Source organism: Paenibacillus sp. V4I3 (assembly GCF_030817215.1).
GTDB lineage: Bacteria > Bacillota > Bacilli > Paenibacillales > NBRC-103111 > Paenibacillus_E.
Map to the genome: position 1 here is coordinate 4998767 of NZ_JAUSZA010000001.1, position 11797 is coordinate 5010563.

Here is an 11797-nt window from a genome sequence, read left to right on the forward strand (position 1 = left end):
CTTTAAAACCAGGATAATAATGTACGAGAGGATGATACAATGTCGATGTCGAAGAGAAAGCAGAATTGGGTTATATCTATCACGACATTGTTAGTGATTTATTTGTTTTTCTTTCCCACTCCAGCGGCGGAATTAGCGGTTAGGAAGCATTTATTCTTCTCTCTCCATCCGATTAAGGTTTTCAGTGCTCAAGTTAAAGGGACGGGAAGTACTTCTTTTGGGGGAGCGAAATTGTACTATGTAGGTGATGTATCCCGATCGTTTATTTGGGTGAAGAAAAATATGTTAGGTTATCGTGTGATTGCGGATGGAACTGGACCATGATTTTTACGAACGCACTGCGGTCCAATGCCGACAGACAACAGTGGGGTAGGAAGTTTGGAGTTTTTGGGGTAATAGGGTTAATAAGGTTTAATGCCGTTCAACTAACGAGGAACGATAGCACAATAACAACAGGCTGCGGGCTTACTCGGCAGCCTGTTGAAGTAACGGGCAGTTGAGCGAGGTGGTAAAAGCTGTTTTATACTCAATGCACCCATAAGTTACATAAATGGCGAAACCAATTTGTAAAAGTTAAAATTTCCCATATTGCGAAACTTTGTACATGCACCAAGCATCTGTAAAGTAAGGGGCAGGATAAGAAAGGAGATGGGGAAGTTTCAATGAAATTCAATAAGAAAAGATACTTAATAATTCCAATAGTTTTAATTGCAATAGGCTATTTGCTGTACACAATGTTATATATAAATATTTACGGTTTTACAATAAGGAAATCTAAAATCCAAGATATTATTGTTTATACATCAACTGATACCTACCAAATTAACAACAAAGAACTTCTTGAAAAAATTTTAGATGAAATGTCTAAAATGAAGAAAACAACAAAAATGGAAAACAATTTTCCACCAGGCGAGTTATATTCTCAGATGCCAAAAATTCTATTACAAGAAGGAATTAATAAAGAAACTAATTCTACTTATGGTGGTAGCTTGTGGAATGTAGGGAATCAAATTTGGCAGGATAGTAATGGATATTATTGGAATGTAACATCTGAGGTTCTCGATCTTATTAATGAATCTATAAAAGATAAAGAAACGATTAAACTGCACTAGGGAGAATTATCAAAGAAGAAGATTAAGCTATCGTGTAGCTATCGTGTCCCTATAGCTTCATAATAATTTGACTTGTATATATTTAGCTAAAAGGTTATTCAACGGAAAACGATAGTTGAGCAGTATGCTTCGCGGCAACGCTTCTTTTTTTATTGAGGTCATTCTATTCTCGGGGGAAAGATGCGAATTCATATAATTATCCTTCTTTTCCTTATGGTAATATTAGGGTGTACTAGTTCAAACAAAGCTTTGACACTTGAGCATGTATTAGAAGTTTTTCAAAATGAGGGTTTACAACTCACTGAAGCAGATGAAATTGCAGATAACATATTCCAGCAAGGAATAAACGAGGTAACCCCAAGCTTTTACCAATTGACTGACGGCGTAATTCATTTTTATATATTCAAGTCAGAGAAAGAACGGATAAAAGGTCGTGAAGATTTTTATAATAGACCTGTTGATTTTGTAAAACACAAAGCGTTCGTTATAGATAATGTGTTAATACTTTATGTCTATGGAAAGAATCAAAGCAACGAAATGGATGAAAAAATTAAGGTTACTATCGCAAAGCTGAAAAAAAACTAATTTTCTAGAAAGATGAACGCAGCGTAAGGGGATTAAGCTAACGGAAAACGATAGTGAAGGAGCTTGCCTCGTGGTAGCTTCTTTTTTTCATTCAAGTAACGGGCAGTTTAGTTACAAATAAAGGAAATTATTGAGCCATGGAGAAATAGTTTATAGAATAGGTCAAAACGAGGGATGAAAAAGTGTCAAAGTGAACGGTTTTTTAAACTATTGAAGTGTCATATTAAATAAACATGTATGGAGTGGAGGAGCCTATGAAGGTACCATTTGTTCTTTTTTCACTGTTTATGATAGTTAGTATATTAGTAAGTGGCTGTAAATCCGAAAAAGAAGTTGACGTTCAAGCCAGCCCTACTTTCAAAAGCGGAAGCTATACTTTACAAGGGATTGAAGGAAGAATTGGCATACTGACTCCTGGGTTTAAGGCAAATTCTGCGAATAAGTATATGTGGCATTTTTGGGGAACGAAACAAGAATTATCCCGGACACCATTTAGAGTTGAAGCCGTTGATCTTAAATCTGGCAATAAACATCAAGCTTTACTTACAGGTATGGGAACTCCTGAGAAAAAACATGTATGGGAATACGAGGGCGGTTTAGGTGGTCCCAATAATGGAGCAGATGCACATATTCCATCAGGCTTGGAACTGCCACATCCAGGTAAATGGAAACTAAATGCCTATTTAGGCGGTGAACTATTTGGAAGCATTGTTGTAGATGTTTCTCAGTAAGTATTGAACTAACGAGAAACGATAGTTCTATAACCAATAATTAGGAGGAAACACGCATTTTTTACAAATTTTGACTATTAGCATTTACTAAGTGTGCCATATTGGTATAATAATATTTCAAATCCAAAAAAAGCTGATGCCCGTGAAAACGGATATCAGCTTCTTCGTAGATCAACCTTCAGAGATTATTAATCACTTTGTTCGGACGTATTTATCCAAGAGCCAAGGTCTTTGCGTCTATACACACTAAGCATGAGACCTATTGCCGCAAATTGAAACATCACAAGCGAACCTCTGTAACTTACGAATGGAAGCGTAAAAGAACTCAATGGAGCTAAACCTAAAGACATGAGCATACTCCAGATATACTGGATAGCAAATACGGTTAGAAGAACTGATACCAATGCTTTTCCGTAGTGGTCTTGCACCTTAAAAGTGATACGTAAAGCATGCTGGACGAAAAGTATGACAGTCATAAAAATACAAATTCCTGCAGCCCAACCGAAACAATAAATGAGAAAACTGAAGATCATATTGGAATGAATTTCAGGCAGGGTGTTGATTGGTGATCCAAAACCGTGCCCCCACCAGCCAGCTGATTGAATAGCGATTTTTGATTGCATGACCATATAATTTTGACCTAATGTATCTTCATTTTGTTTTGTAAAAGCGAGAATACGTTCAATTTGATATGAATGAAAAGATGCTCTTAATACGAAATAACACAATGAAACGGCAAGCAGACTAAGGTGAGTAAATAAAAAGATTCGATTTTTTCTTAAGACAATCAACAAGATCATACTTCCAATAAAGAATAGCACCAAATCCACTAACGATGGTGCATATAGAATTAATATACTTGGTAACAAGACTGTCCCGATGTATATCCAAATAACACGAAACAAAGTCTGATATGAGGATTCATATTTAATTGATCGCTGTTGTGTCGTCCAAATACCAGCTAATGAGATAAGAAGCAAGTAGGGGGAGAGTGAGATGATATTTATTTTAAATATTCCCCAAAAAATATAACCTTTAAGACCTGGACCTAATGTCGTACTCCCAGCTATTACAAAGGAATAGATAATTAACAAAATTGTTCCAATGTATATTCCCCATGAGTACCTAGCTAATTTACTATAGTTACTGAAGCCTATCATCAGCATGAGACATCCACCAACACAAAAATAAATAACTTGCTTAAATCCGATAGAACTAAGGCCTAAACGATTAGATAAAGCTGTTTGAGCGGCAAAAACGGCTACCAAACCGAACATCATGAAGAGAGCTATTAGAGTAAGTAATCTCCAATCGACACGCGGGAGATGTGCCTGATGAAACTGTTGACCGATTAAGTCCGGGGTACCCATCTGACTAATCGCTTCCCTAACAGCTGAATCTGGATCTATTCCGCTACTAATTTTCTCATCGATTAACTCGTGCAAATGACTGACAAGCTCCATACTTACTTGGTGGTGGACTTCTTTAGCCTTGATATGTCCGCATACTTGCTTCAAAAAACGTTTGATTTCGTCATGCTGAGAATACGTCGTATTCATACACTGCCCTCCCCAATGACACGATCAACAGTATTTCGAAAGAGATACCATTCCTGTTTCTTTACTTTGAGTTCGGCCTTCCCTCTCTTAGTTATTCGATAATATTTACGCTTACGACCATCTTTCTCGTCCCAGTATGATTCAACATAATTTTCAGATTCAAGCGTATGAAGAATTGGATATAGTGTTCCTTCCTTCAAAGTGAATACACCATCAGTGTGTTTCTCCATCTCTTTAGTCATCTCATATCCGTACATATCGTTGCGATCCAGTAAGGTAAGAATCATGATAACGGTGCTTCCTTTCATAAGCTCTTTATTAATTTTCATTGAGGTTTCCTTTCTTCAGGCATTGATTTAATATGCATCGATTATCTATGTATAAGTATAAAAGAAAACAAGCTTATCAGCAACTTTTACCAGTTAATTATTTTTTATTAAACTTTTGGAAAGCGATAGTGGGGGAGTTTGCCTCGCGGCATCTCCTCTTTTGTTCATTCAGCTTAAAGGACAGTTTTGTATAGATAGGAATTAGCACCGGAATTGAAATCATCTCATTGAAATAATCGCCAAATTATAGTATAAATTTCTAGTTGAGTTGGAAAAGGGGGGGCTACAAATTGAAAATTGGAATTGTTGGTGACTTTAGTCTAGAATATCCATCACAGATCTCTACTAATAATGCTTTTATGCATTCATCTAGGAAATTAGGGGTATCTGCCGAGTATGAATGGATTCCTACAGCTACAATAAGTAAACAAATGGATACCATTAAGAAAACGTATCAAGGTTTTTGGATAGGCCCAGGGCTTCCCGATTCTATTGATGGGGTATTAAGCATTATTCAATTTGCTCGCGAAAACAATGTACCTTTGCTAGGAACATGCGGTGGGTTTCAATACATCATTATGGAGTATGCAAGAAACAAAATGATGTTGGAGAATGCAGGACACGAAGAACGAGATCCTCACTCAACTCAATTAGTTATTAGTAAACTAGCTTGCTCATTAGTTGGCCAAAAAAGTGAAGTTATAGTAAAGAAACCCTCGAGAGTCTTTGAGATTTATCAGGTGGAAAATGTAATCGAACAGTTCAGATGTAACTATGGAATTAGTCCAGAATATGAGAAACAAATTCATGAAATGGGATTAAGAATAGTCGGGACAGATTCCATAGGGAATCCTAGAATAATTGAGATACCTGAACATAAGTTCTTCATCGGTACGTTATTTGTTCCTCAATTAAGCTCGACCTCGGATTCTACACACTGCATCGTTGACTCCTTTATTAATACTGTATTTAACAAGCTATAAATCTGCTATAAAGTGGTTAGTACATAGATAATTGAACTAACGAGGAAGTATAAATCAATCATGACATGACGGCAGCCGGCACACGATCGGCTGCCGTTGTCCGTTGAACTAACGGGCAGTTTTCTTCAACAATATAGAGTATCGTTATGGTAGAATATGTATATATGATGGTTGAGGAGACTAGAAATGAAATCTGTTGCAAATGTAAGGCTAGCATCTTTAACGGATGCTGAAGAACTTTCTAGACTAAATCAAGAGTTTAATGGTGGGGTAAAAAGACCTCCAGCTAAGATAATTGAACGCCTAAATACTAATCGTAACGAGTTGATTGCCGTAGCAGAGATAATGGGTAAGATCGTTGGTTTTGGCTGTGCTCAAAGTTTTTATTCATTTTGTTATGAAGAACCACACGGAGAAATTACTGAACTTTATGTAGAAGAACAAGCCCGAAGAAAAGGAATTGCAATTGCAATTATTTCTTGTCTGGAAGAAAACCTTAGGGAACGCGGAGTAAAAAGTATGAAGGTACTGACAGGTAGAAAGAATGATGCTGCAATTAGAACGTATGAACATTGCCATTATGTTAAAGACGATGAACAGATGTTAAAGAAAAGGTTAGGGGATCGAACAAACGTAGAAACGAGAATTCAATAATAACATGACAAAGTAAAGGAGAGACAATTATTGAAGCAAACAATACATTTGAAATATGATTCTAACCTTGAAGATATTGCAACAGAATTACAAGGCATCTTAGGTACTGGATATCAGGGAGCTTGGGATTTATCGCCTGTTTTCGTTTCTGTGCGATCCGCTCAACTATCGGGCAGAATTCACAAATAGAAAGGAGTCAAAATGAATACCATTACAGTTCAGGGTATGCTCCCTTCAGAGTTTATAAATACCTATAAAACAGATTTAGTTTTCAAACAAATCAAAAGATTCAAGGATAGAATAAATCAAGAATGGGATAAGGTTATCCATGATTTTTTAAAATTGGATTATGAAACTGAAAACTTAATTTATGTTTTTGTCTCATTTATGGAACAAGATATTTATATTGGTCAAGAATTTAACCGTTATTGGTATAGAAATAATCCCAAAGCAATCAAAGAAATTGAATGCAGAATTTGTACAATTATAAACCCACTTGTATATTTACCCGTGGATAAGATTGAACAAGGGCATAAAGCGATATGTGTATTACAATTTAACTCAACAACTAAAGAAAGATTTCAACTTCCTTTGATTGAGGGGTTTCATATGAATAAAGATGGGAACGAAGTAATTCTATCCAATGAATAGCTGGGTTCGTGAAGACAACTCGTTTGTGATGGGGGATTAAACTAACTGGGAACTATAGTTGAGGAGCCTGCTGCGCGGCAGGCGCTCCTCCTCCACTTTTCTTTTTTTATTAAAAAACGGGCATTTTCCAGCAAGTATATATATTAGTGTTTTAACATATAGGTATAATTGCAGGAGGTGGGGAATTGAAGAAAGTGGCATTATACATATTCGCAATAATAATAGTGTTCATTTTTTGGTTTGCCTTCTCGTTATTCCACAAATATGAAGAATGGTGGTTAATATTTGAGTTCGAACATATTGGTTCTGATGTTACCATTGCAACGATATCATGGTTAAAAGTTGTGATATTTGGAATAGTTAGTGTCGGTATAGGATTTGTTGGATTCAAAAATCATAAACAGTAATATTGGACAAGAAATCCGTTCAACTAACGGTGAACGATAGCATTCTGGAGGAGTTGAAGAATCGTCTATGATTAAGTTAGTAGTTCGTACAGCATTGTTACTGTTAATCACAGTCCTATTTCTCACCGCTTGTTCAAAAGATACGACTGCGATCACTAAAAGTATTAAGTATGAGAACGAGAAGTATAATTTCAGCCTTGCGTTACCATCTAAATGGCACGACAATTATGAAGTTGTTGAACTCAAACATGAAGATGTTATGGCCTTCAGATTTATCACAAAGGTTGGAAAGGGCGAATTATTCAGGGTTGAGGTTTGGCCTAAAGATCAGTGGGAAACCAAAGGGATCGAACTAGCTAAGATTATTCATATTTCTAAAATTGGTGAGCTAGGTAATATTGTCTATGCATTTGACACTCCAACGGATGTGCAATACGATCCTAACAACCAGGAAGATAAAGAACAATACACTTTGTTGGAAAAAGACATCGAACATATAAAAGTTAGTTTCGAGGTTAAGAAATAATCCGTGATATTCTTTAATTAAAGTCTTCTCGAACTATGTTGATCGATCGGTAGCTTCGTTAAACTAACGGAAACGATAGTGAAATGATAACAACAGGAGCAGGCGCGGAAGCGACCTGCTCTTGTTCGTTGAAGTAAACGGGCAGTAGAACGGAACAGATGCAGGTTGCGATTCCTTCATACGCTATTTTTCTTTGGTATGAGACTTTTTCCCCTTGTTGCAACAAATCAGAACTCATTACGTCTAATATATGTAAATATATGGGTTTCGAAGATCCCGTATTTAAGAAACTTAGCAGCCGATGATCGTTAGCCATTATCAGCTCGAACTAAATGTAATGAAAGGAAGTTTGCTTATGAAAAGTTTGAATTATTTACTTGTCTGTGTTTTATTATGCATCACTCTAACCGGATGCGATTCTAAACAGGGCAACGAAAATACGGCTCTCCCTTCACCCATTATTACACCGGTTCCCAGTACTGAACTAACTTCGATACCAACAAATTCCGTTGAACCTCTTCACCCTTGGACATGGAAAAAGATAGGGAAGGGTGATCTTAATGTTTTTCACACCAAAGATGGAATCATTCTATATCCAGAACCGATCACCTATATTGGATTAAAAGGACATTCCGGAAAGGATTTTACCTTGGGGACGACTACCGCCTATTTTATGCGGGATTCTGACCAACAATTTTCAAGCCCCGAGACACTCGAAATAGCGATGAAACCCTTAGCTATGGGCACGGGTTTTACGGTAAAGAATCAACTGTTTCCAGCAGATGGAATGTCGATGAAAATGGCAAGTGGAGGTCTGGTTAGAAGTGATGGAGATCAAAAAAACTTATGGCTCTTATCGGAGGACGGCAATTCAGCAAATCCCATTTTAAGCACTAAAGGCTATGATGAACTGAACATTAAGGTCAAAACGGACAAAGCCAACTCCGGGGAAAGCAAATATAGTTTGAACTGGGGTTCGGATCCGCATCCGATGGCGAACGGGATGAAAATCGCATTTGTATCCAATAGAAATGGAATTCTCTCGGTAAAAAGAGGGCAAAGCGTCTATATTGTAAATAAAGATGGTAGTAATGAAAAATTACTCATTGATTCTCAAAAGTACGGCAACCTGACGATTGTAGGTACTGCAAAAGATTTAGTCGCTGCCGAAACCGATAAACATTCTCTAATTATTGTAAACACTACAAGTGGCGAAGTTAAAGAGTTGCCGGTAAACGGTTCGTCAATCGCTATATCTCCTGATGGGGCAAAGGTCCTTTTTAGAAAGGTAGTGGAAGCTTCCGTTCAAAAAGATTTATGGTTGTTAAACGTGGAAAATGGCAAGGAAACGATGGTCGCTGGCTTTCCGCAAGGTTACTTTTTCAATACAGCGGGTGAATGGTCTCCGGATGGGGCAAAGTATGCGTTTTACGGCAATGGCATAGAGGTTATAGATAAAACAAAAGGCTATAGGGACAATAACATACTGCTTATCATAGATTCCGCCTCATCAACTATGAGTTCATACGGAAAACCAGAAGGCACAGCCAACATATATCCGCTTGGGACAAATCACTGGATCGACGCCATGCATGTGCTCGTTTATCTGGACGATGACACGACTTGGATCGCAAAAATAAGAGAATGAATTAGAGGCAGTTTTTGAGATGATATGTTAGGCAGGAATGTGAAAACAGATATAATAGAGAAAAAATTAAAAATTACCCAAATTTAACGGATACTATAGTTGAACAAAACAAGGAGCAGATCTGCTGGTGCAGCTGATTCTTGTTTTTATTGAGGGACGGGCAGTTTAATGCAACTTTGTATATGGTGGAACCGATGGTCCACCATCGGTTTGTTTCAGGAAAAAGTCCATTCCGCAAGGGATGACTTGAAAGCGATAGTCGTTCAACTAACGGTGAACGTTAGTTAATATCAGCATAAAGGATTTCAGGGAACTGATACTACATAAATCTGGGGGAAAAGCGGATGCACAAGGCATTGAGTCTTCATACAGACATCTGTACAAAATACTATGTAACCTATATTTACGTCTGAGATAAAAATGCTAGTTTCAGCCTGCTTTTATATGGGTTGTGACACAATATATAAAAACAAAGATGAGGACAGAGGAAACGCTGACCTATTTTGTCGTGTTAATAGGCTATATAGTATTAAAGAACTATGGTAGAATTTCCTAATGAACTTTTTAGGAATTCTGGAGGTAAAGATGAGGTTAGATAAGTTGTGGCTAAAAAACTTTAGGAACTTTAGTAATATGGAACTAAAATTTATGAATAACTTTACCGTAATCGTAGGGGAAAATGGTACTGGAAAAACCGCAATAATGGATGGTATATCAATTGTTATATCAGAATTTATCGCTATTTTCGCTAAAGAAGAGTCTAGGAAAATCCACCATGCAGATATATTTTTAAAACGAAATATACACCAACTGACTATTGAACCTAGACCAATGGCTATGATTGAATGTCTAGTAAAATTCGAAGATGAATGGTCAATTTATTTAGATGATGATATAGATAAGTTTTGGGCGAGCGAACTTGTCGATAGAATATCGAGTGTTTATGGGGATAGTAGTGTATATGACCTTGCTGATGAAGTGAAATTTTATATAGATTTGGATATTGAATTCCCTTTGCCTATTTTTGTTTATTATCATACTAACAGACTTTGGACCACGAGCGATCCTAAATATTCAGAAAAGCTTAATTTAGATTCTCGTTATGCGGGATATAGTAATTTTCTAATGCCTACAACCAATGAGTCTGAATTTGAAAAATGGTTTATTGAAATGAGTATGATAAACCTCAACGAAAAGCCATCTAATGCATTAACTTCTGTTAAAACTGCTATTAAAAAATGTCTTGAAAGAGCCGGTGTCATAGATATTTACTACGAACATTTAACTAATGAAATAATATTGATTTTTGGAGAAGAAGTTATCCCTTTTTACTTATTAAGCGATGGATACAGAAGTATGATTAGTATGGTAGCTGACATTGCGTATAGGATGACGATATTAAATCCCTTTTTAGAAGATCATCTTAAAACACATGGAATTGTATTAATAGATGAGCTTGACTTACATTTACACCCGAAGTGGCAACGAAACATTGTAGAAGATTTAAAATCTACATTCCCTAATGTTCAATTCATTACAACAACTCATTCTCCATTTATTGTACAGTCACTTCAACCTGGTGAGTTGTTACTTTTAGGTGAGCACACAAATGAAAGTCTAGGCTTAACTTCTCCTCATTTATTTGTAAATAAAAGTCTAGAAGATGTTTCAACAAACATTATGGGGATTAAACACCCTCAAAGAAATCAAAAGTTACAGGATTTGTTTTATCTAACTAAAGAGTATTATTCAATGATAAAAGAGAAAATTGAAAATCCCGAACAAACTCCAATTTTAGATCCCAATATTAATGAACTTAAAAGCAGAATAGACGAGTTAACTGTTATATTTAGTGACAATATTGCCTTTCACGCGATACTTGAACTTGAGAAGGAAGAATTAGAGCGAAAGGGAAAGAATAAGTAAATGCGACCAATTATAAGAGGAGCAGCACCTACGGATGCAAAAGGTGCGAAGATAATATTTAATCATTATTCTGAAGCGCGAGGTCATTTAAAATTAAGTATTGGACCTTACTGTTCTTACTGTGAGCGCAGGCTTGAATATGGCGTACAAATAGAGCACATACATCCAAAATCCCTTAGACCCGATTTAGAACTAGAGTGGACTAATTTTCTTATAGCTTGTCCAAATTGTAATCCCATTAAAAACGACAAGCCTATAATTATTGAGGACTATGTATGGCCAGACCTTCACAATACATATCTCTTCTTTACTTATTTTGAGGGGTTTGTTTTCGCTTCGAAAACTAGTGATATAAAAAAAGCCCAGGCAATGATTGATTTAATAGGATTAGATAGAATAACAATCAATGATCCTCTGATAGACGGGACTCAAACAGATGAAAGGCAACTATATCGTTTTGAGACCTGGGAACTTGCAAAAAGATATTACAATCAATTGTTGGAAAACGATACAGAAGAAAAAAGAGGCAATATAATAGATTTAGCAATTGCAAGAGGATACTGGTCAGTCTGGATAACTATATTTAAAGATGACGAAGACATGGTTGATAGATTAATTAATGCTTTCTCTGGTACAAACTATCATTACTTCAATAAACACCAAAATGTCTAAAATGAGATCTATTG

Annotated in this window: 15 protein-coding genes; 13 read left to right on the plus strand and 2 right to left on the minus strand. The window is 36.3% G+C overall.

The features are described from left to right. Positions 1–45: 45 nt before the first annotated feature. From QFZ77_RS23010 to QFZ77_RS23025, 4 genes are all read left to right on the plus strand, one after another. Positions 46–324: a hypothetical protein gene (locus QFZ77_RS23010; protein WP_307442944.1), complete on the plus strand. Its 279-nt coding sequence runs from the start codon at positions 46–48 to the stop codon at positions 322–324. Between the two features lie 338 nt (positions 325–662). After that, on the plus strand, positions 663–1112 hold the full coding sequence (locus tag QFZ77_RS23015) for a hypothetical protein (RefSeq protein ID WP_307442946.1): 450 nt from the start codon (positions 663–665) through the stop codon (positions 1110–1112). A 180-nt stretch (positions 1113–1292) separates the two neighbouring features. Next, complete coding sequence (locus QFZ77_RS23020) at positions 1293–1697, plus strand: hypothetical protein (protein WP_307442948.1); 405 nt, start codon at positions 1293–1295, stop codon at positions 1695–1697. Between the two features lie 254 nt (positions 1698–1951). Further along, the gene (locus QFZ77_RS23025) at positions 1952–2428 is read left to right on the plus strand and encodes a DUF4871 domain-containing protein (protein WP_307442949.1); all 477 of its coding nucleotides are present in this window, start codon (positions 1952–1954) and stop codon (positions 2426–2428) included. Positions 2429–2616: 188 nt separating this feature from the next. Here the strand turns inward: QFZ77_RS23025 and QFZ77_RS23030 are convergent, their stop codons facing one another. After that, entirely contained in the window at positions 2617–3987 is a 1371-nt protein-coding gene (locus QFZ77_RS23030) for an FtsW/RodA/SpoVE family cell cycle protein (protein ID WP_307442951.1), read from the minus strand. Beyond that, complete coding sequence (locus tag QFZ77_RS23035) at positions 3984–4316, minus strand: PadR family transcriptional regulator (protein WP_307442952.1); 333 nt, start codon at positions 4314–4316, stop codon at positions 3984–3986. Before QFZ77_RS23035 ends, QFZ77_RS23030 begins: the two co-directional genes overlap by 4 nt. A gap of 290 nt (positions 4317–4606) precedes the next feature. Here QFZ77_RS23035 and QFZ77_RS23040 point away from each other — a divergent pair, with 290 nt between their 5' ends. The 9 genes from QFZ77_RS23040 (at position 4607) to QFZ77_RS23080 (ending at position 11783) form a co-directional block, all read left to right on the plus strand. Beyond that, positions 4607–5299, plus strand: coding sequence for a CTP synthase C-terminal region-related (seleno)protein (locus QFZ77_RS23040; protein ID WP_307442954.1), 693 nt, complete (start codon positions 4607–4609; stop codon positions 5297–5299). 186 nt (positions 5300–5485) lie between these two features. Further along, on the plus strand, positions 5486–5953 hold the full coding sequence (locus QFZ77_RS23045) for a GNAT family N-acetyltransferase (protein ID WP_307442955.1): 468 nt from the start codon (positions 5486–5488) through the stop codon (positions 5951–5953). 30 nt (positions 5954–5983) lie between these two features. After that, entirely contained in the window at positions 5984–6142 is a 159-nt protein-coding gene (locus QFZ77_RS23050; RefSeq protein WP_307442956.1) for a hypothetical protein, read from the plus strand. Between the two features lie 12 nt (positions 6143–6154). Further along, complete coding sequence (locus QFZ77_RS23055; protein ID WP_307442957.1) at positions 6155–6604, plus strand: hypothetical protein; 450 nt, start codon at positions 6155–6157, stop codon at positions 6602–6604. A gap of 185 nt (positions 6605–6789) precedes the next feature. Continuing rightward, positions 6790–7011, plus strand: a complete 222-nt coding sequence (locus QFZ77_RS23060; RefSeq protein ID WP_307442958.1) for a hypothetical protein — start codon at positions 6790–6792, stop codon at positions 7009–7011. Positions 7012–7078: 67 nt separating this feature from the next. After that, the gene (locus tag QFZ77_RS23065) at positions 7079–7537 is read left to right on the plus strand and encodes a methyltransferase (RefSeq protein WP_307442959.1); all 459 of its coding nucleotides are present in this window, start codon (positions 7079–7081) and stop codon (positions 7535–7537) included. Positions 7538–7892: 355 nt separating this feature from the next. Next, positions 7893–9185, plus strand: a complete 1293-nt coding sequence (locus QFZ77_RS23070; protein ID WP_307442960.1) for a TolB family protein — start codon at positions 7893–7895, stop codon at positions 9183–9185. 585 nt (positions 9186–9770) lie between these two features. Then, positions 9771–11111: an AAA family ATPase gene (locus QFZ77_RS23075; protein ID WP_307442961.1), complete on the plus strand. Its 1341-nt coding sequence runs from the start codon at positions 9771–9773 to the stop codon at positions 11109–11111. Next, positions 11112–11783, plus strand: coding sequence for an HNH endonuclease (locus QFZ77_RS23080; protein WP_307442962.1), 672 nt, complete (start codon positions 11112–11114; stop codon positions 11781–11783). The last annotated feature ends 14 nt before the right edge of the window (positions 11784–11797 follow it).